This window comes from Aminobacter sp. J41 (assembly GCF_000526635.1).
Lineage (GTDB): Bacteria > Pseudomonadota > Alphaproteobacteria > Rhizobiales > Rhizobiaceae > Aerobium.
The window spans coordinates 48,882-67,618 of sequence record NZ_JAGL01000020.1 but is presented as its reverse complement, the minus strand read 5'-3'; the positions used below and the strand labels follow the sequence as shown (position 1 = coordinate 67,618).

Here is an 18,737-nt window from a genome sequence, read left to right as displayed (position 1 = left end):
CATGAAGGGTCTGAACATCACGCTCCCGGGGCTGGTCGCGATTGTCCTGCTGGCGGTAATTCCGCTGCTGCCCGTGCCGCCATTCATCATCACGCTGATGGACAATGTCGGCCTTGCCTCGCTGGTGGCAATCGGCCTCGTCCTGCTCACTGGCGTCGGCGGTCTCACCTCGTTCGGCCAGGCTGCCTTCTGCGGCTTCGGCGCCTATACGACGGCGCTGCTGACGACGAGCTACGGACTTTCGCCGTGGCTGACGCTGCCGGTATCGCTCGCGGTCGGCGCGCTGATCGCGCTGCCCCTCGGCCTCATCACCATGCGACTGTCGGGCCACTACCTGCCGCTCGGCACCATCGCATGGGGCATCGCCATCTACTACCTGTTCGGGCAGCTCGACTTCCTCGGCCGCTACGATGGCATCACCGGCATCCCGCCGCTGCAGATCGCGGGCTATCGCTTCCTCGACACCACGTCGATGTACTACGTGATCTGGGCGTTCGTGCTGATCTTTGCTTTTGGCGCGCGCAACCTGCTGGACTCCCGCGTCGGACGCGGCATCCGCGCTCTTCGTGGCGGCTCGGCGGCAGCAGAAGCCTTCGGCGTCAACACAGCGCGGGCAAAGCTTACGGTCTTCATCTTCGCAGCCATCGCCGCCTCGCTGTCAGGCTGGCTCTACGCCCACCTGCAGCGCACGGTGAACCCGACCCCATTCGGTCTCAACATGGGCATCGAGTACCTGCTGATGGCAGTCCTCGGCGGCGCCGGGCACATCTGGGGCGCGATCTTCGGCGCCGGTATCGTCCTTGCCCTCAAGGAACTCCTTCAGCGCTACCTGCCCTGGCTGGTCGGCCACAGCGGCAACTTCGAGGCGGTGTTCTTCGGCATCCTGCTGGTGATGATGTTGCAGTTCGCCCGCGACGGCCTCTGGTCCTTCGTGCTGCGCCTCTTGCCGGCGAGTGCTCCGAAGCCGAAGGCACAGCCCGGTACCGAAAGCCTGCCGAAGCGGGACATGCCGGCGCCCGGCACGCCGCTTGTCACGCTCGAAAAGGCGCGCAAGCAGTTTGGTGGGCTTGTTGCCGTCAACGACGTCAGCTTCGAGATCGGAGCCGGCGAGATCATCGGCTTGATCGGCCCGAACGGCGCTGGCAAGAGCACGACCTTCGACCTCATCACCGGGGTTACAAGCCTCAGCACCGGCCAGATCCGCATCAGCGGCCGTCCGGCAGGCGTGCATCGCCCCGGCGATGTCGCGCGGCAGGGCATCGCCCGCACCTTCCAGCACGCCAAGATCTTCCCTGACATGACGGCGCTGGAGAACGCGGCCCTTGGCGCACACCTGCGCGGCAGCGCAGGCGTGCTGCGCAGCTTCCTGCATCTTGAGCGCGGCGAAGAGGCCAAGCTTCTCGCCGAAGCCGACCGTCAGCTTGAGCGCGTCGGCCTTTCCGAGGTGCGCGACCGCCCTGCCGGCGACCTTCCGCTCGGTCAGCTGCGCATCCTCGAGATTGCACGAGCTCTCGCCCTCGATCCAAACCTGGTGCTGCTCGATGAACCGGCTGCTGGCCTGCGCCACGGCGAGAAGCAGCAGCTTGCCGAACTGCTGCGTAAGCTGCGCTCCGAAGGCGTCGCGATCCTGCTCGTCGAGCACGACATGAGCTTCGTCATGGAACTCGTCGACCGGCTGGTCGTGCTCGATTTCGGCACCGTGATCGCAAGGGGCGATCCGCATCAGGTGCGAAACGATCCCGCCGTGATTGCAGCCTATCTCGGAGGTGTCGCATGACCGCCCCGCTCCTGCAGCTGAAGGACATCCGCGTTTCTTACGGCCGTGCCGAGGTCGTCCACGGCATCTCGCTGGAAGTGGCATCTGGCTCGATCGTCTCCGTTATCGGCGCCAATGGCGCCGGCAAGACGACACTGCTCAACGCCACCATGGGCGTGATCCCGAGCAGCGGCACCATCCTCTATCGCGGCACTCCGGTGCCGCATTCGGTGGAAGGACGCGTGCAAGCCGGCATGTGCCTCGTGCCCGAGCGGCGCGAGCTGTTCACGACAATGTCCGTTGAAGACAACCTTGCACTCGGCGGCTTCCTGCGCACGGCAGACGAGCGCAGGGAAACGCTGGAGGATGTCTACAAGCGCTTCCCCCGCCTCAAGGAACGCCGCACGCAGATTGCCGGCACGCTTTCGGGAGGCGAGCGGCAGATGCTGGCGCTCGGTCGCGCGCTGATGAGCCGGCCCAAGCTGCTGCTCCTCGATGAACCGAGCCTTGGCCTTGCGCCGAAGATCGTCGCTGAAATCCTCGGAATCGTCTCGGAATTGCGCTCAACGGGTGTTTCGATCCTGCTGGTCGAGCAAAACGCGCGTGCGGCGCTCGAAATCTCCGACGAAGCCTATCTCGTCGAGCTGGGCGAGGTACGCCGTTCGGGCAAGGCAGCCCAAATGGCTGCTGATCCGGAACTGGTCGAAAGCTATCTCGGCGGCGGGCACTGAGCCCGCCTCGTTCCTTCATCAGGATAATGCCAAATGAAAAAAGGCCCGGGGTGATCCGGGCCTTTCTGCATCAACGCAGCTTTGATTATTTGATGAGATCGAAGCTGCCGTCGTTCTTCGGCGAGGCCGAGAGCAGCACGACTGCGCGGTCGTCGAGACCGAAGTGGTTGTCGGCGCTGAACTCGAACACGCCCTGGCTGGCCGGGAAGGGGCCGCCGCTCTCGATCGCGTCGCGCAGAGCATCACGGAACTCCTGGGTGCCCGGCTGCGCCTTCTGCTTCGCGATCGGGATCGCGCGCTTGAGGACAGCCATCGCGTCATGGACGTGTGCACCGAACTGAGTGCGGGTGCCCGCGCCGAACTTGGCCTCATAGGCAGTCACATAGGCGACGCCTTCTTCCTTGGTTTCGGAGGAGTCGTCCTGCAGCTCAGCAACCATTACCGGACCCGAGGCGAACACGGTGTTCTTGGCAGCCTCGCCAGCAATGCGCAGGAAGTCGAAAGTCACCGCGCCGTGCGTCTGGTAGATCGTGCCTTCAAAGCCGCGCTCGCGCAGCGCCAGCTGCGGCAGCGCCGCACCGGTGCCCGATGCGCCGACGAAGATCGCGTCCGGCTGAGCCGCGACCAGCTTGAGCACCTGGCCCGAAACCGACGTGTCCGGGCGCGCATAGCGCTCCTCCGCAATCAGTTCGAGACCGTACTCGGCGCCGATCGCCTTGAACTGGTTGACCCAGAGGTCACCGTAGGAGTCGGAGAAGCCGATATAGCCGACCTTCTTCACGCCATCGGCCTGCATCTTCTTGAACAGGTTGCGAGCGATCAGGCCGGCGTCCTGCGGCATGACGAAGGTGTACTTCGTTGCCGCGACATTAGGCGGAATCGGCGAGCAGGCGAGGTGTGGGATGCCGACTTCGTTGGCGACATTCGAGATCGCGATCGAGCCCGGGGTCAGCGCCGAGCCGACAATGACGTCCACCTTGTCGTCATTGGCGAAGCGGCGTGCGTTGGTCGTGGCGATGGACGGATCACCAGCGTCATCCAGCACGATCACGTTAAGCTTCTCGCCGTCGATCTCGCTCGGCCACAGCTCGACCGAGTTCTTGAGCGGAATGCCGAGCGCCGCACCGGAACCGGTCGACGAAACCGTCACGCCAATGGTAATGTCGGCCAGCGCCATGCCGCTCATCATGGTCGTGAGCATTGCCGCAGCCGCAAGGCGGCCGATTATCTTGTTCATGAGTTCCTCCCAGAATACCCAGCAAACGATACCGATTGCTGTTTGTTATCTTGCATATCTTTCTAAGGCGAAGTCAATCGCCGTCGTACGGCATTGATCTCGCTCAAAGACCACGGCTATTTCAAGTGCCATCGGAGCCGATGCAAAACTAGTACCAGATGGTATAACTACAGTGGTTTCGATCGCTTGATTGGTGTCCCGCAAGGGAGTAGGGAGCTGCCTTTGGGGAACTGACGAGCGATTTCATGACCAACGCGTATCGACCGGGTATGAATTTCTGGAAACATATTTCGGATGAAAGCCGCGCAGCAGGGTCAGAGCGACTTGCTCGCATCGTCAAGGAGAACCTCGACGAGCTGGTCGGGAAATTCTACGACAGCTTCCTCGCCCATGAGGAAGGCAAGGCATTCCTCAACCACTCGGTCGTCACGAACCGCCTTCACAAATCGCTGCGAAACTGGCTGATCGAACTCGTCAGCGTCGACCCGATGGGGGACATGACGGAGTTCGACGCCCGCCAGGTCAAGGTCGGTGAGGTCCACGCACGTCTGAAGATTCCAAACCATCTGGTGATGGAAGGCATGACGCTGCTGAAGAGCGAGATTGCGATCAAGATCGCCGAGTTGGACATCGACCGCCGCTCCATCGCAGAGGCGATCATCCTGCTCGACGAATTGATCGACTATGCGATGCGTCACATGTCGGCGGCATTCCTGTCCGACACGAGCCGCCGCATTCAGACCGACGAGGCGTTCCGCCTGTTCTCGCTTGGCCAGGACGTCCATCTCGAGCGCGAAACTCAACGCGCCGCTCTGATGGAGTGGAGCCAGCAGGTGCTGTTCAACCTCTTCAGCAACGACTGCGGCGAGGTGACGAAGCTAGCCAACTCGCCGTTCGGCCTGTGGGTTCGCCACCGCGGTGCGATCCTGTTCCAGGGAGCGCCGCAGCTCGACGCCATCCAGAACCTGATGCACACGATCGATGACGATGTGCTGAGCAAGGTCAGCGACGATCGGACGGCGGGCGTTGCGGCGCTGCAGGTGCGGATCGAAGAGATCAAGTATCACCTCAATGACCTGTTCAACGCCGCGTCCAATGTCGAAAACGGCCGCGATCCGCTCACACGCACGCTCAATCGCCGCTTCCTGGCGTCAGTGCTCGGACGCGAGGTCGGTCTCGCCAAGCGTGCGAACCAGCCGCTCAGCGTGCTGATGATCGACATCGACCACTTCAAGACGATCAATGATGTTCACGGCCACCAGGCCGGCGACTCCGTGCTCAGCCACGTGGCGGAGATTCTCCTCAACACGGTACGCCCGAGCGACTTCGTGTTCCGCTACGGCGGCGAGGAGTTTTTGATCGTCCTGGTCGAGGCAACGGAGGAACAGGCGTTCGTCATCGGCGAGCGCATCCGCGCCCGTGTCGAAGAAAAGGCTGCGACCGTTGTTGACCGCCCAGCTATTCCGGTGACGATTTCTGTTGGCGTAGCGGCCTTCGAGGGCCACCCGGATTATCAGTATCTGATCAATGCCGCCGACAACGCCCTCTATGTGGCGAAAAACGGCGGCCGCAATCGCGTCGCGGCTGCCTGACGGCAGCCGCCCCACTACCCTCAGGCCATTGTGATCCTGATCAGGATCACGAACATGATGGCGGTGAAGCAGATTGCCGCCAGCGTCAGCGTCGGCACGAAACCGATGGACGAGATCCCGGTAGCGGCAGCGACGACGGCCAGAACCAGGACGACGAGGGACAACAGAACTCGGAACATTTAGCGACTCCTTACTATTGCAGCGCTTATGCCCGGGTTGCAGTGCAAAAAACAGGGCGACAAACTGTCTGCCCTGTGGATGTCCCTTGCATCCGAACTTCTTGTATACAATGCGCTTGCCAGTTGCGGCTGCCCCGGTATGATCCGCTGGGCATGCCGGAAGCAACGTCCACCCACGTCTGTTCTTCCAAGGCCTGTTTAAGTCACTGCGCCGACGGGGAGGGGACGTGCGAGACAAGACTGATTGGCTGCAATCCGTACTGATCATCATTACGGGCATCATCGGCGCGTTCCAGATTGGCAAGGTCGCAATCGCCATTCCGCTCCTGCGCGAGGACCTGGGGCTGAGCCTGTTTGCGGCGTCTTGGGTAGCCGGCGCCTATGCTGCGCTCGGCGTTGTCGGTGGCATGGCGGCTGGTTTCGTATTCTCCTATTTCCCCCTTCGCCATGTCATCATTTTTGGCCTGCTTCTTATTTCCGGCGGCAGTTTCATGGGTGCGGCGGCGTCTGACGCGACCATTTTGATCACCAGCCGCGTCATCGAAGGTATCGGCTTCCTCGGAGTCGTCATCGCCTGTCCGACGCTGCTGCGCAGCATGGTGACTCCGCGCACGCAGCAGATCGTCTTCGCCTTTTGGGCCGCCTACATGCCGGTGGGCGCCGCCGTGATGATCCTGCTTGGCCCGGCGCTGATGCAGGGCGACTGGCGCTGGTTGTGGACTCTCAACGGAATTGTTGCCGCAGCGCATGCCGTGCTGATCTTCGCACTGCGCCCGAAGGAAGCGGTTGCCGTCGCGCGACGCGCGAGCCCGACGCTTGGCGATATTGCCGCCGTGTTCAGGGCAGGCACCCCGGTCCTGCTCGCCTTCACCTTCGCATTGTATACGATCCAGTACTTTGCGCTGACGACGTTCCTGCCCACGTTCCTCATCGAAAAGATGGGGCTATCGCTGGAGGCTGCCGGTACGGTCTCCGCACTGGCCGTGGTCGCGAACGCCATCGGCAACATTTCAGCGGGTTTCATCCTGCGCATGGGTGCGCCGCTGTGGAGCATCTTCGCGGTCGTCTTCACGACGATCGGTGTCTGCGGCGTCGCAATCTTCCATCCGTCGTCGCCGGTGGAGGTCTCCGTCACAGCCGCCGGCCTCTGCCTCGGCCTCGCGGCATTGATGCCCTCATCGATCCTCGTCACCATGCCGCGGCTGCTCTCTTCCAACCAGCAGCTCGCGCTTGCCCTCGGCATCGTCCAGCAGGCCTCCTCGATCGGTCAGCTCGGCGGCCCGGCGCTCCTCGCCTTCTGGACCGAGTGGCAGGGATGGGGCGGCGTTCCCTATCTTTTTGTGCTGATCGCGGCATGCGGGTTGACGATTGCCATGGTCGCCAGGAAGGCCCTGCGTTAAAGGCCCACTCCGCAACTGGACACGATCCGCGGCCCGGCAAACGCGGATCGTTTTCGCATGTTGTCCGTTAGCGCAAGGACGACCGGCGTATTTTTGGCGCCGGTGCATGCCCAAGGAGAACAAAGATGATGAAACGCTATCTGGCTGCAGCCGCCATCCTCCCCGCGATGTTCGCCGCGCCTCAGCTCGCATCTGCCGCTGACCTCGTGAACTACGGTATTGTCGAAGCCCCGCAGGTGCAGGACCGGGATGGCGTGAAGATCGGCTATCTAGATTGCCGCGTGGGTGGTGGCGCAGGCTATGTTCTGGGATCCGCGAAGGAACTCGACTGCGTCTTCCAGTCCACGATCGGCAGCCGCGCGACCGAGCACTATGTCGGCACCATCCGCAAGGTCGGCATCGACGTCGGCTTCACCACCGAAGGACGTTTGATCTGGGCAGTCTTTGCCCCAACTGCCGGCTATCATCAAGGCTCACTCGCCGGCCTCTATTCGGGTGCCACGGTTGAAGCGACCGCTGGTGTCGGTGTGGGTGCAAACGTACTCGTAGGCGGGACCGAAGGTTCGGTCCACCTGCAGACCATCAGCGCGACTGGTCAAATAGGCCTCAACGCGGCAGCAACCGGCACCTCTGTCACTCTGAGCGCGGTCAACTGACCGGGGTAAAAACTAGGGTAACCAACGGGCGGCTTCGGCCGCCCTTTTTCATTGAGGCTTTCGAAGACGGACTGAACGACTGCCAGGTCCACGGGGGAACCTGACAGCCGTTCAGTGCGGACGGTTAGGCTTCTTATTATGGGTGGCGGGCCCTTCGCAGGGTCCCGCCGGCAAGCACCCGGGGAACCACCTGAACGGGCGGGTTCAGGCAGAAGTTCCACGAGTACTATCGGGATACCCGCTGCGGGTGGCTTGCGGCTTGCCGCTGCGGGGCATTCGCAAATAGTCTTGCGACAATCCCATGGATTGTCCCGGCTGGCCCACCGGGATCCATGCAATTCGCGTATGCTCAGATACCCACCTGCCAGCCGCCATAAATCTCGTTGAGGAAATTGCAGGCCTGCCCCAGCAGGAAAATCTTCATCGAAACACACTCCCATGCGGGCTTCACAGCCGCTTTCGACGGAAATTCCTGCTCCTCTTAGCGTCAAAACTGCGCGAATAAAAATTGCATTTTGCTTTGATCTTATGAGCAAAAGTTATAGTTCCGATACGGGACAAGTCACCGAAGTTGACCGCGTGCTTCAGAGAGGCCCTACGATCATCGGCGTCGAACTGCCGCGCCAGGTCATCCGGTAGACCGCGCCCTGCCGCACCGCCTGTATGGCCGCAGGCCTCAGCGCGACGATGCAGGTGCCACCGGGCTTTCTCACCGATGGATAGATGATGCCATTGAGGCCCGACGCACGAGCCTTTGCCGCCAGCGCATTCCCGACCGGATAGGCGCTCGCCTTGTCCAGCCCTAGTGCCGGATGGTCGGGTCGTTCGCGCAGATCAAGGAACTCACCCGCCAGGCTGCAGAACATCTCGGCATATTCGACGGTGGCGTTGAAGTCGCCGGCATCCGCCAGGGCGTTCGTCAGGTGGAAGCCGACTTCCGCCAGGCACGTCTCCACATCGAGCGCCGCATACCATGCGCCGCGGTTGGGTCCGTTGAAGCGGTTCGGCTGCTGCGGCTTGGCGTAAGCGAAGGACGCGTTGATGAAATGCGCGTGCGGCACGTCGTAGACGAGTTCGTTGGCGGCGAGGTCCGAGATGCCGCGATCCTGCGCGATCATCCGCGTGCTTGTCGCCTGCTCGATCTCAGCCAGCAGGTCGAGTTCGTCATTACTGTCGACGAGGGATTTAAGCACCGCCTCGCGCAGCCGGGCGGTAGTGACCAGCCGGACCGTCTTCGGAAACGCTTCCGTGACGACCGGGATGCCGTCGATATCCAATCAGAGCCCTCCGCGCACCGCATCGACATAGCGGCGCACGTCGAGCATCTGCGGGATGCCGCCCTTGGTCATGGAATCGAGCGGACTCATCCGCGCAAACAGCGGCGCCTTGTTCTCCAGCTTGATCCAGCGGTCGGCCATGTCGTCGGCAAACAGCAGATGCAGCCCCTTGTAGATGCCCACCAGCGCGGAAATGCGGGTCAGCTGGTCCTGGCTTAGCGACTTGGGCTTTGCCTCGTGCTTCATCCGTTCCCATGTGCTGATGGAAACGTCGAGCAGGGCAGCCGCCTGCTGGCCAGTAAGGCCCCACACGTCGACCAGCCGTCGATAGGCCTTGAGCGCCACGGCCGATAGCCGGGCCCGGTCAGCGAGGCTGGAGAAATCCTGCCGTTCGGCCTCTGGGGCAATGTGTTGCAGGGCAACGGACATTTCCGTCTCCGTCATTTGATAGTGAATACCCATATCATATGATGGAGAAATGTCGAGTTACAAGTGGCGCACCGGGGCTGGCTCGATAATAGATGCCGCCGCGCTATGTTGCACACGTACAACCGGAGCATGCCATGAATTTCCTCACCATAGGGCCGGAAGATGCTGAAATGACTGTGCTTCTTGCCCATGGCGCCGGCGCGCCGATGGACTCGGCAAGCATGAATGCGGCAGCCGAAGCACTCGCCGCCGAACGTTTTCGCGTGGCCCGCTTTGAGTTCGCCTATATGGCCGCCCGACGCGACGGCGTGCGCAAGCCACCGCCGAAGGCAGAACTCGTCATGGACGAATACCGCCATGCGGTCGAAAATCTTGGGACACGGACGCCGCTTATCATCGGAGGCAAGTCGATGGGCGGTCGCGTCGCCTCGATGGTCGCGGACGAACTGCAAAAGGCCGGCCAGATCGCGGGGCTGCTCTGCCTCGGCTATCCATTTCATCCGCCCGAAAAGCCCGGTCAGCTGCGCACCGCGCACCTCGAACATCTTGCTACACCTGCCCTGATCTGTCAGGGCACGCGCGACCCGCTCGGTACCCGGGAGGAAGTAGCCACCTACAAACTGTCGAAAGCCATCGAGATCCTGTGGCTGGAGGATGGCGACCATGACCTCAAGCCGCGGAAAAAGATCTCCGGTTTCAGCACTGCAGACCACCTGAAGACGTTCGCAGCGGCCGTCCGCGACTGGTCGCGGCGCATCGGCGCCGAATGAAGATCGCGACCTTCAACATCAACGGCATCAACCGCCGGCTGGGCAACCTGACGGCGTGGCTGAAGGAATCCAAGCCTGACATTGCCTGCCTGCAGGAGTTGAAGGCAACTGACGAAGCCTTCCCCGAAGGCGACCTCAAGAAACTGGGCTACGACTGCGCGTGGGTCGGCCAGCCGAGCTGGAACGGCGTCGCGATCCTGTCGCGGCTGGGAGAACCGGTCGTCACCCGGACCTCTCTGCCGGGAGATCCCGCCGACACGCACGCGCGCTACATCGAGGCGGCGGTTGCCGGTATCCTGATCGCTTCGATCTACGCGCCGAATGGCAATCCGCAGCCGGGCCCGAAATTCACCTACAAGCTTGCCTGGCTGGAGCGGCTAAGAAAACACGCGACAGCGCTGCGCAAGACGGGGGCTCCGGTTGTCCTTGCCGGCGACTTCAATGTCGTGCCCACCGACTTCGATATCTATCCGACGAAATCGATGGACGATAACGCGCTCATCCAGCCGGAAGCGCGCGCTGCGTTCCGCAGGCTCATCGGCCGATGCTGGACCGATGCGCTGCGCCACCTCTACCCGGACGAGAAGATCTACACCTTCTGGGACTACAAGCGCCTGCGGTGGCAGCGCGACGCCGGCATGCGTCTCGACCATTTCCTGCTGAGCCGCAATCTCGTCGACCGGCTCGAGGACGGCGGCGTCGACCGTGACGTTCGGGGGAGGGAAGGGGCGAGCGATCACGCCCCTGCCTGGATCAGGCTGCGCCGCGTCTGATCAGTGGCGCGCGACGAGGTGCCCGCCGCCGATGTCGACCAGCTCGACGCGCTCCGGGCCCTCGCCCACCTTCCACACCGGGCTCGGGATCTCGCCCGAAAGCCGCAGGCTCGGCTCGCGCTCACGGCGCGGATCCGGCACTGGCACGGCAGCAAGCAGGCGTTTGGTATAGGGATGCTGCGGATTGCCGAACAGCTGCGCGCGCGTCCCCATCTCGACGATCTGGCCGAGATACATCACCGCAACGCGGTCCGAGATATTCTCGACCACCGCCATGTCATGGCTGATGAAGAGATAAGTGACGCCGATTTCCTTCTGCAGGTCGCGCAGAAGGTCCAGCACCTTCGCCTGGATGGAGACGTCGAGCGCGGCCACGCTCTCGTCGCAGACGATCAGCTTCGGCTTCAGCGCAAGCGCGCGCGCGATGCAGATGCGTTGCCGCTGGCCGCCGGAGAACTGGTGCGGATAGCGGTTGTAGACGCTAGCCGAAAGTTCGACGCGCTCGAGCAGTTCGCGCACGCGCGCCTTCTGCTCTTCCGGCGTGCCGATGCCGTGGATCACCAGCGGCTCGCGGATCAGCTCGCCGACGGTCATGCGCGCGTCGAGTGCCGCCATCGGATCCTGGAAAACGATCTGCAGGTCGCGGCGGACCGCCTTGCGCCCCTTCGCATCAAGATCGCCCAGCGCGCGGCCGTTGATCTCGATGCGGCCGGTGTGCGGCACGAGGCCGACCAGCGCCTTCGCCATCGTTGACTTGCCGCAGCCGGATTCGCCGACCAGCGAGAGCGTCTCGCCACGGAAGATTTCGAGCGAAACATGCTCAACGGCATGGACACGCGCAGCAACTCGACCGAGCAGGCCCCGGCGGATCGGGAAGTTGACCGAAACATCGTCGTAGCGGACCAGCACCTCGCGCTTGTCGAGCTCCGGGCGAGCTGCACCCGCGCCGATACGCGGAACCGCGGCGAGCAGGTCGCGGGTGTACTGTTCCTTCGGATTGTCGAAGAGCTCGATCGTCGGAGCTGCCTCCACCATCCGGCCCTTGCGCATGACGATGACGCGGTCAGCCATCTCGGCGACGACGCCCATATCATGGGTAATGAGGATGACGGCGGTGCCGAGATCCTTCTGCAGGTCGCGCAGAAGGTCGAGCACCTCGCGCTGCACCGTCACGTCCAGCGCGGTAGTCGGCTCGTCGGCGATGAGCACCGCAGGCCGCAGCGCGATCGCCATAGCGATCATCACGCGCTGGCGCATGCCGCCCGAGAGCTCATGCGGATATTGCTCGAGCCGCTTTTCCGGCTGCGAAAGGCGCACGGCCTTCACTGCCTCCAGCGCACGGGCGCGTGCCTCCGCGACTGACAGCTGCTCATGGGTGCGGATCGCCTCCACCAGCTGGCGACCAATCGACATGACCGGGTTCAAAGCGGTCATCGGTTCCTGGAAAATCATAGCAATGCGCGCGCCGCGCATTGCTTGCATCTTCTTCTCGGGCAGGGTCGTGAGTTCCACGTCACCGAAGCGGATGGAGCCGCCTGTCACCCTGACCGCGGGTGCGGGCAAAAGCCCCATGCAGGCGAGTGACGTGATCGACTTGCCCGAGCCGCTTTCCCCCGCAATCGCGAGCGTTTCGCCCCGATGAAGATCGAAGCTGAAGCCCTCGACGAGCGGCACCAGTCCCTGCTCCGAACGGGCAGAGACCTGCAGGTCGCGCACCGACAGGACAACGTCGGTTGCTGCATCGACTACGGGAGAAAGCATGGCTGCGGTCATTCGAAAACGGACCTCGGGAAGTAGAAGCTGACCACGACGTTCGGCATGTCGACGATCTCGGAGATGCGAAGATCGCCGCAGGTCGAGACGAGCATGTAGGCGTCAACGGGATCGATGTTCTGCGTCTTGGCGAGCAGCTCGACCATGTTGGCGACGGCATCCTTCGCCGCGTTCCAGAGATCCGGACCGATGCCGGTCGTGACCTCGTAGCCCTTGGTGTCGAGATGACGCGTGACCGGTCCAGGCGTCGTGAAGCGCGGGGTCTTCAGCGGCGTGTCCTTGATCAGGTCGAGCGTCAGCACGACGTCGAAGGGGCTCTCGATAGCGGTACCGCAGACCTCGCCGTCGCCCTGTGCCGCGTGGGTGTCACCCACGGAGAACAGCGCGCCCTCGACCTCGACCGGGAGGTACAGGACCGTGCCGGCGTTCAGGTCGCGGATGTCCATGTTGCCGCCAACGCGGCGCGGCGGAACGACCGTGTGATGGCCCTTCTCGGCGAGCGCGTTGCCGATGGTACCGGCGAACGGCTTGAGCGGCACGCGGCCGTGCTTGCCGAACAAGGCAGGTTCCATCGTGTTGGCGTCGAACTTCCACACCTGCAACGCCGGCTCGGTGAACTCGTCGGCGAGCAGGCCGAAGCCCGGGATATTCGCGGTCCAGCCGAAGCCCGCGCCGTCGCGAAGCTGCGGCGTGAAGCTTTCGATGGTGACCTTGAGCACGTCGCCCGGCTTGGCGCCGTCGACGTAGATCGGACCCGAGACCGGGTTGATCTTGCCGAAGTCCAGCGCCTTCACGTCCTCGACGGTGGACTGGGGGCCGAGCTGGCCCCCAGAACTGTCAAGGCACTGGAACAGGATCGTCTCGCCCGGCGCAGCCGTCACGGCAGGGGTAAAGGAATTGTCCCAGCCGAAATGGTGCTGATGGGCATGGATCGTGTGCTGGCAGTGCTTGCACATGGGAAGACTACTCCTTGATGTAGACGTAGTCGTAGTTGATCGGGATCGAGACCGGGTCGACGTAGAGCGCATCGTCACCGCCCATACGCGCCGAGCGCAGCGTGAAGCGCTGCTCGTTGAAGACCGGTGCCCACGGCGCGTCTTCCATGACCTTCATGTAGATCTCGGACCACTTGGCCAGGCGCTCGTCGAGCTTCGCCGGATCGACCATGGAGTCTGCCTGGGCAGCCATCATGTCGAGTTCTTCGTTGCAGTACTTCGACCAGTTCCAGCCACCTTCGACCGCACCGGCGCAGCCGAGGATCGGGTAGTAGAAGTTTGCCGGATCCGGGAAATCGGCGATCCAGGCCATGCCGCCCGACCAGATCATCGGAGCATTGCCTGCGCCACCGGCCTCGATGACGTTGGCCTGTGCGAGCGACTTGATCGAGGCGTTGATGCCGATCGCCTTGAGGTCCTGCTGGATCGCCTGGGCGATACGCGGGTTGGGATCGGTGTTCATCACGTAGAGTTCGGTCTCGAAGCCGTCAGCATAGCCGGCCTCGGCGAGGAGCTTCTTCGCGCCTTCCGGATCGTACTTGTAGCCCTCGTAGCCCTGGGTGTAGCCCGGCATGGACGGCGGCAGCGGCTGGGTCGCCGGCACGGCGCGGCCGTTGATGACCTGGATGATGCGGTCCTTGTTGATCGCCATGTTGACGGCGCGGCGCACCTCGACCTTGTCGAACGGAGCCTGCGTGACGTTCATGGTGATGTAGCCGGTGTGCAGCTGGCCGCCCTCGACGACCTGCGCCGCCTGTGCCGGGTCCTTCATGACCTCGACGAACTTTGCCGGCGGGATGCCGTCGCCCGGGATATCGACTTCGCCGTTCTGCGCACGCAGCAGCGCCACAACCGGCTCCTGGCCAACCTCAACCGTGAAGCCGTCGAGATACGGAACGCCCTTGATCCAGTAGTCCGCGTTCTTCTCGAACACGAGGCGCTGGCCAAGGGTCCATTCGGTCAGCTTGAACGCGCCGGTACCAACCGGCTTCTTGCCGAAGTCGGCGCCAGCTTCCTCAACGACTTCCTTCGGGACGACGAACGAGAAGTTCAGCGCCATCACGTGCAGGAAGGTCGCGTCAGGGCGCGACAGCTTGATGACGACCGTGCTGGCATCCGGAGCGGAGACGCCCGACAGACCCTCGGCCGTGCCGGCAGCAGCCTCGTTGAAGCCCTCGATCATCGAGAAGAAGCCCTGGCCAGGTGACTGCGTGGCCGGGTTGACGACGCGGTTGAGCGAGTAGACGACGTCCTCGGCAACCAGCTCGCGGCCGTTGTGGAACTTGACGCCGGGTCGCAGCTTGAAGGTGTAGGTCACGCCGTCTTCGGAGATCTCGTAGCTCTCGGCGAGACCCGGACGCAGGTTGGTGGTGCCCGGCTCGTAGTCCATCAGGCCGTCGAAGACCGACTTGATCATCGACCAGTTCTGCCAGTCGTAGCCGATAGCCGGGTCGAGGGTTGCCACGTCGTCCTTGTAGGTAACGACCATGTTGCCGCCGTAGGTCGGCTCCTCGGCCTGAGCCGGCATGAAAGCCGGCAGGGCCATCAGGCTCGCCAGAGCGGTGGAGAGGATAAGCTTCTTCATAGGGCTTTACTCCTGTGGGTTGACGGGTTCAGCGCAGCTTGATGCGCGGATCAATGAGCGGCGAAATCAGGTCGGCGAGCAGGTTGCCGATGACGATGCCGAAAGCCGAGACGAGCGTGACGCCCATGATGATCGGGATGTCCACACGCTGGATCGCCTGCCAGGCGAGCTGGCCAATGCCGGGCCAGCCGAAGACGCTTTCAACCACCACGATGCCGGACATGAACAGGCCGATGTCGATGCCGATCATGGCGATGATCGGCAGGATCGCGTTGGGCAGGGCATGGCCGAGGATGACCTTGCTGCGGCTCAGGCCCTTGGCGCGCGCGGTGCGGATGAAGTCGGCGCGCAGTACGTCGACCATCGACGAGCGCATGATGCGCGAGTACCAGCCGGAGCCGAGGATGCCGAGGGTAAGCGCCGGGAGCACGATGTGCGCGAAGGTGCCGTAGCCGCCGATCGGGAACCATCCGAGCCGTACCGCAAAGACGTAGAGCAGCAGCAGTGCCACCACGAACTGCGGCGCGGAGACGGTCAGAAAGCTCGTCAGCATCAGGCCGTTGTCGACGGTCTTACCGCGGTTCAGCGCAGCGATGATGCCGAGCGGCAGGCCAATCAGCAGCTCGCAGAAGATCGCCGCGACCAGCAGGATCAGCGTTGCCGGCAAGCGCGAGACTAGCAGCTGCGCAACCTCGGTCTTCTGCAGGTAGGAGCGGCCGAAATCGCCCTGCAGCAGATTGACCAGGTAATTGCCGTACTGGACGAGGAACGGCTGATCGAGGCCGAGCTGCTGGCGGATGCTTTCGACCGTGGCGGCGGTTGCCGAACGGCCGGCGATCTGGCGTACCGGATCGGCAGGCAGCACGTAAAGCAGCACGAAGGTGATGAACGAGACGCCGAGCAGGATCAGCGCGGACTGGACAAGGCGTCGGAGAATATAGGCTGCCATCAGTCGCGCCCCTGCTGTGTCGGATCGAGAATGTCGCGCAGTGCGTCACCCACCAGGTTGAAGGCCAGCGCCAAGAGCAGGATCGCCGCGCCCGGGATGAAGACGAGCCACGGGGCCGACTGGAAGTAGGTCTGGTTCTCGAAGATGATGTTGCCCCAGGACGGAATCGGCGGCTGCACGCCGATGCCGAGGAAGGAGAGCGTTGCCTCGAGCAGCACGGTCGTCGAGATGCCGAGCGTGCCCCACACGATCAGAGTCGGGATGAGGTGCGGCAGGATGTGCCTGAAGAGGATGCGTCCGTGCCCGGCGCCCAGCGTCTTCTCGGCAGCGATGTAGTCGCGTTCGGCGAGCGAGGATGTCTGCGTGAAGATCACGCGCGCGGTCTGCACCCAGTTCACGAAGGCGATCACCATCGCGACGATCCAGAGCGACGGCGAGAAAATCGCGGCCAAACAGATTGCCAGCAGCAGCGCCGGAAACGCCATCATCAGGTCGGTGAAACGCATCAGCACAGCGCCGACGACACCGCGGAAATAGCCGGCCGTTACGCCCACCAGCGTGCCAATGAAGAGTGCCACGCCATTGGCGACCAGGCCGATGACTAGGGAGGTCTGCGCGCCAAACAGCATGCGCGAGAACAGGTCGCGGCCGAGCAGGTCGGTGCCGAACCAGAAGGTCTCGTTCGGCGGCAGCGGCGCGCCCTCGATGGTCAGGCCGTCGAAGAACTGCTCATACGGGTCGTAGGGTGCGAGCCACTTGGCAAATACCGCGCCGCCCACGCAGATGAGGACGATCACCAGGCCCAGCAGCGCCAGCTTTCGCTGCATCAGCCTGCGCAGGACGGACGGTCCGCTTGGCGGCACGACCAAGGGTTCAGGCGAGATCGATGCGTCTGCCATCGTCGGTGCCCCTCTCGTTCGAATGGTTCGCAACCAGCCGCTCGGCGGCGGTTTCGATGGTGACGCGCCAGGCCATCGCGGTCTGGCGCAGAATGTCGTAGGCCTCGGCTTCGGTCTTGCCCTTCATGACGAACATCATGACGGCGCGGACGATCGTTTGGCGGGCAGAAAGCCGGTTCTGCAGGTCGGCGATAAGCGCCTCTGAGGCCTTGGCGCGATCGAAGTTGCTGCGCGCAACGAGCAGTGCCGCATAGACGCCCTTGTCGCTCATCGGCTTCAACAGCTGCGCATGCGCGCCCATCTCCATCGCCCAGCGCAAGCGGCCTGGCGCTTCGGAGCCGATCAGCGCGATCATCGGCATCGGCGACTGGCCGGGCGCCCAGGGAAACTGCTCGTCATGGCCCATGTCGGCATCATAGAAGATGAAGTCAGCTCCGATCGACTCGGCCGGAAGCTCTGGCCAGGCCTCGCGCGCCTCAAGCCCGATGACGCCGAGCTGGCGGATCAGGCCCTGAACCGAGGGGTGCGGCCTGTGCAGGATCCAGGCCGTGGCGCCGCCGAGGTTTTCCGTCCTGATGCGCGTCATTTCACCACCTTCAGCATGGAGCCGCCCTGCGAGGACTGGGAGCGGTGTGTGAGATACGGATCGGCGCGCAGCGCCGGCAGGCGCTTGATCTCACGGAAGCGGCTGTTCTCCAGCCGGGCGATGATGGCCGGCTGGGCCGCATGCAGGTGCGCCGGATCGATCCGGGGCGTGTAGCCGGAGCGGATGGCCGAATGCAGCAGTTCCGACAGCGGCAGATTCTCCGCGCCCGGACGGCCGTTCAACAGCTTCGCGAGTTCATGCACCGCAAGGCGCGACATCTCATGGAACGAACCGCCCCTGCCGCCCTCGGGTTCGAACCATGGCCCGACCGAAACCAGTCCTTCGGCAGCGTCGCCAGCAGCCTCGATCTCGCATTCGGTGAAGTTGCAGGAGAGTACCGGGATGCCGTCGGCAAACTCCGGATCCTGCTTCAGCTCTGCAAGGCGCGCGAGGAAGGCGTAGGAGCTGTCGCCGACCAGGGAGTTCAGGATGAAATCCGGCTTCAGCGTGCGGATGTCCTGGATGATGTGGTCGAGCTCGGTGTCGCCGAGCGCAAGGTAGCGATCGGCCAAAACGTGGCCGCCGGCTGCAGCGATGCGCTCGCGCGCGATCTGCGCCATTTCCCAGCCCCAGATGTAGTTGGAGCCGAGGAGATAGGCGCGGCTGCCGAGCGTCGGCAGCGCCCAGTCGAGCAGCGGCAGCAGATGCTGGTTCGGGCACGCGTGCATGTAGGCGACATGTTCGGATGCCTCGAAACCCTCGTAAGGGACCGTGTACCAGAGGACGCCGTCAAAGCGCTCAAGTTCCGGGATCACTTCCTTTCGGCTCGCCGAGGTGATGCAGCCGAAGATGTGGCGCGCTTCGGACGTACGCAGGATCTCGCGGCAGAGCGGCGCGTAGCGGTCGAGCCGGCCTTCCGGGTCACGCTCGATGACGCGGAACGCCACGTCGAGGCTGGCGTCGGCGTTCACTTCCTCGACGCCCTGCAGCACGCCCGTATAGGCGCCACGCGCCAGGGCGGCGTAGATGCCGCTGCGCGAGAACAGAACGCCTATGTCAATGACCCGCTTCATGCCGTGCCCAAAGTGAAAAACCCCGCACCGACCCACGCTCGGCGCGCGGTCGGGACGGGGCTCGGATGCCGATATCT

General features: G+C 63.5%; 18 protein-coding genes. 7 read left to right on the top strand and 11 right to left on the bottom strand.

The window, feature by feature from the left end:
- Position 1 precedes the first annotated feature (1 nt).
- Both L630_RS0114140 and L630_RS0114135 read left to right on the top strand, forming a co-directional pair.
- Positions 2–1,777: a branched-chain amino acid ABC transporter ATP-binding protein/permease gene (locus L630_RS0114140; RefSeq protein ID WP_024848901.1), complete on the top strand. Its 1,776-nt coding sequence runs from the start codon at positions 2–4 to the stop codon at positions 1,775–1,777.
- Positions 1,774–2,487 (top strand): ABC transporter ATP-binding protein, encoded by a 714-nt coding sequence (locus L630_RS0114135; RefSeq protein ID WP_024848900.1) that lies wholly within the window; start codon positions 1,774–1,776, stop codon positions 2,485–2,487. The genes L630_RS0114140 and L630_RS0114135 overlap by 4 nt, the downstream gene beginning before the upstream one ends.
- An 85-nt stretch (positions 2,488–2,572) precedes the next feature.
- On the opposite strand, the gene L630_RS0114130 is transcribed toward L630_RS0114135, so the two are convergent.
- Positions 2,573–3,724 carry an ABC transporter substrate-binding protein gene (locus L630_RS0114130; protein ID WP_024848899.1) on the bottom strand — a complete coding sequence of 384 codons (1,152 nt, stop codon included), beginning with the start codon at positions 3,722–3,724 and terminating at the stop codon, positions 2,573–2,575.
- A 245-nt stretch (positions 3,725–3,969) separates the two neighbouring features.
- Here L630_RS0114130 and L630_RS0114125 point away from each other — a divergent pair, with 245 nt between their 5' ends.
- Complete coding sequence (locus tag L630_RS0114125) at positions 3,970–5,316, top strand: GGDEF domain-containing protein (protein ID WP_084466038.1); 1,347 nt, start codon at positions 3,970–3,972, stop codon at positions 5,314–5,316.
- A 20-nt stretch (positions 5,317–5,336) separates the two neighbouring features.
- Here L630_RS0114125 and L630_RS22885 read toward each other — a convergent pair whose 3' ends face one another.
- Positions 5,337–5,495: a hypothetical protein gene (locus tag L630_RS22885; protein WP_156941764.1), complete on the bottom strand. Its 159-nt coding sequence runs from the start codon at positions 5,493–5,495 to the stop codon at positions 5,337–5,339.
- Positions 5,496–5,722: 227 nt separating this feature from the next.
- Here L630_RS22885 and L630_RS0114115 point away from each other — a divergent pair, with 227 nt between their 5' ends.
- Together L630_RS0114115 and L630_RS0114110 are read left to right on the top strand one after the other, a co-directional pair.
- Positions 5,723–6,895, top strand: a complete 1,173-nt coding sequence (locus tag L630_RS0114115; protein WP_024848897.1) for an MFS transporter — start codon at positions 5,723–5,725, stop codon at positions 6,893–6,895.
- A gap of 167 nt (positions 6,896–7,062) precedes the next feature.
- Complete coding sequence (locus L630_RS0114110; RefSeq protein ID WP_245263745.1) at positions 7,063–7,551, top strand: DUF992 domain-containing protein; 489 nt, start codon at positions 7,063–7,065, stop codon at positions 7,549–7,551.
- Between the two features lie 584 nt (positions 7,552–8,135).
- Here L630_RS0114110 and L630_RS0114100 read toward each other — a convergent pair.
- Entirely contained in the window at positions 8,136–8,828 is a 693-nt protein-coding gene (locus L630_RS0114100; protein WP_051473274.1) for an RES family NAD+ phosphorylase, read from the bottom strand.
- The gene (locus L630_RS0114095) at positions 8,829–9,257 is read right to left on the bottom strand and encodes an antitoxin Xre-like helix-turn-helix domain-containing protein (protein WP_024848894.1); all 429 of its coding nucleotides are present in this window, start codon (positions 9,255–9,257) and stop codon (positions 8,829–8,831) included.
- Positions 9,258–9,391: 134 nt separating this feature from the next.
- Here L630_RS0114095 and L630_RS0114090 point away from each other — a divergent pair, with 134 nt between their 5' ends.
- Both L630_RS0114090 and xth read left to right on the top strand, forming a co-directional pair.
- The gene (locus tag L630_RS0114090) at positions 9,392–10,027 is read left to right on the top strand and encodes an alpha/beta family hydrolase (protein WP_024848893.1); all 636 of its coding nucleotides are present in this window, start codon (positions 9,392–9,394) and stop codon (positions 10,025–10,027) included.
- Positions 10,024–10,800, top strand: a complete 777-nt coding sequence (gene xth, locus L630_RS0114085) for an exodeoxyribonuclease III (protein ID WP_024848892.1) — start codon at positions 10,024–10,026, stop codon at positions 10,798–10,800. Before L630_RS0114090 ends, xth begins: the two co-directional genes overlap by 4 nt.
- On the opposite strand, the gene L630_RS0114080 is transcribed toward xth, so the two are convergent.
- Genes L630_RS0114080 through L630_RS0114050 form a run of 7 tightly spaced genes read right to left on the bottom strand, consistent with a single transcriptional unit; the run spans position 10,801 to position 18,660 of the window.
- Complete coding sequence (locus L630_RS0114080) at positions 10,801–12,573, bottom strand: ABC transporter ATP-binding protein (protein WP_024848891.1); 1,773 nt, start codon at positions 12,571–12,573, stop codon at positions 10,801–10,803.
- A complete protein-coding gene (locus L630_RS0114075) occupies positions 12,570–13,529 on the bottom strand; it encodes an acetamidase/formamidase family protein (RefSeq protein WP_024848890.1) in 960 nt (319 codons plus the stop codon). The genes L630_RS0114080 and L630_RS0114075 overlap by 4 nt, the downstream gene beginning before the upstream one ends.
- Positions 13,530–13,536: 7 nt before the next feature.
- Complete coding sequence (locus tag L630_RS0114070; RefSeq protein ID WP_024848889.1) at positions 13,537–15,153, bottom strand: ABC transporter substrate-binding protein; 1,617 nt, start codon at positions 15,151–15,153, stop codon at positions 13,537–13,539.
- Between the two features lie 28 nt (positions 15,154–15,181).
- Positions 15,182–16,102: an ABC transporter permease gene (locus L630_RS0114065; RefSeq protein WP_024848888.1), complete on the bottom strand. Its 921-nt coding sequence runs from the start codon at positions 16,100–16,102 to the stop codon at positions 15,182–15,184.
- Positions 16,102–17,001, bottom strand: a complete 900-nt coding sequence (locus L630_RS0114060) for an ABC transporter permease (protein ID WP_024848887.1) — start codon at positions 16,999–17,001, stop codon at positions 16,102–16,104. The genes L630_RS0114065 and L630_RS0114060 overlap by 1 nt, the downstream gene beginning before the upstream one ends.
- Positions 16,976–17,587 carry an ANTAR domain-containing protein gene (locus tag L630_RS0114055; protein WP_024848886.1) on the bottom strand — a complete coding sequence of 204 codons (612 nt, stop codon included), beginning with the start codon at positions 17,585–17,587 and terminating at the stop codon, positions 16,976–16,978. The genes L630_RS0114060 and L630_RS0114055 overlap by 26 nt, the downstream gene beginning before the upstream one ends.
- Positions 17,584–18,660 carry a transporter substrate-binding protein gene (locus L630_RS0114050; RefSeq protein ID WP_024848885.1) on the bottom strand — a complete coding sequence of 359 codons (1,077 nt, stop codon included), beginning with the start codon at positions 18,658–18,660 and terminating at the stop codon, positions 17,584–17,586. The genes L630_RS0114055 and L630_RS0114050 overlap by 4 nt, the downstream gene beginning before the upstream one ends.
- Positions 18,661–18,737: the final 77 nt, after the last annotated feature.

Excerpts from the sequence above, each read along its gene's own strand:
- L630_RS0114065 (WP_024848888.1), bottom strand. The coding sequence starts at position 16,102 with ATGGCAGCCTATATTCTCCGACGCCTTGTCCAGTCCGCGCTGATCCTG.
- L630_RS0114125 (WP_084466038.1), top strand. The coding sequence starts at position 3,970 with ATGACCAACGCGTATCGACCGGGTATGAATTTCTGGAAACATATTTCG.
- L630_RS0114080 (WP_024848891.1), bottom strand. The coding sequence starts at position 12,573 with ATGACCGCAGCCATGCTTTCTCCCGTAGTCGATGCAGCAACCGACGTT.
- L630_RS22885 (WP_156941764.1), bottom strand. The coding sequence starts at position 5,495 with ATGTTCCGAGTTCTGTTGTCCCTCGTCGTCCTGGTTCTGGCCGTCGTC.
- L630_RS0114060 (WP_024848887.1), bottom strand. The coding sequence starts at position 17,001 with ATGGCAGACGCATCGATCTCGCCTGAACCCTTGGTCGTGCCGCCAAGC.
- L630_RS0114095 (WP_024848894.1), bottom strand. The coding sequence starts at position 9,257 with ATGTCCGTTGCCCTGCAACACATTGCCCCAGAGGCCGAACGGCAGGAT.
- xth (WP_024848892.1), top strand. The coding sequence starts at position 10,024 with ATGAAGATCGCGACCTTCAACATCAACGGCATCAACCGCCGGCTGGGC.
- L630_RS0114135 (WP_024848900.1), top strand. The coding sequence starts at position 1,774 with ATGACCGCCCCGCTCCTGCAGCTGAAGGACATCCGCGTTTCTTACGGC.
- L630_RS0114140 (WP_024848901.1), top strand. The coding sequence starts at position 2 with ATGAAGGGTCTGAACATCACGCTCCCGGGGCTGGTCGCGATTGTCCTG.
- L630_RS0114055 (WP_024848886.1), bottom strand. The coding sequence starts at position 17,587 with ATGACGCGCATCAGGACGGAAAACCTCGGCGGCGCCACGGCCTGGATC.
- L630_RS0114130 (WP_024848899.1), bottom strand. The coding sequence starts at position 3,724 with ATGAACAAGATAATCGGCCGCCTTGCGGCTGCGGCAATGCTCACGACC.
- L630_RS0114050 (WP_024848885.1), bottom strand. The coding sequence starts at position 18,660 with ATGAAGCGGGTCATTGACATAGGCGTTCTGTTCTCGCGCAGCGGCATC.
- L630_RS0114110 (WP_245263745.1), top strand. The coding sequence starts at position 7,063 with ATGTTCGCCGCGCCTCAGCTCGCATCTGCCGCTGACCTCGTGAACTAC.
- L630_RS0114090 (WP_024848893.1), top strand. The coding sequence starts at position 9,392 with ATGAATTTCCTCACCATAGGGCCGGAAGATGCTGAAATGACTGTGCTT.
- L630_RS0114075 (WP_024848890.1), bottom strand. The coding sequence starts at position 13,529 with ATGTGCAAGCACTGCCAGCACACGATCCATGCCCATCAGCACCATTTC.
- L630_RS0114070 (WP_024848889.1), bottom strand. The coding sequence starts at position 15,153 with ATGAAGAAGCTTATCCTCTCCACCGCTCTGGCGAGCCTGATGGCCCTG.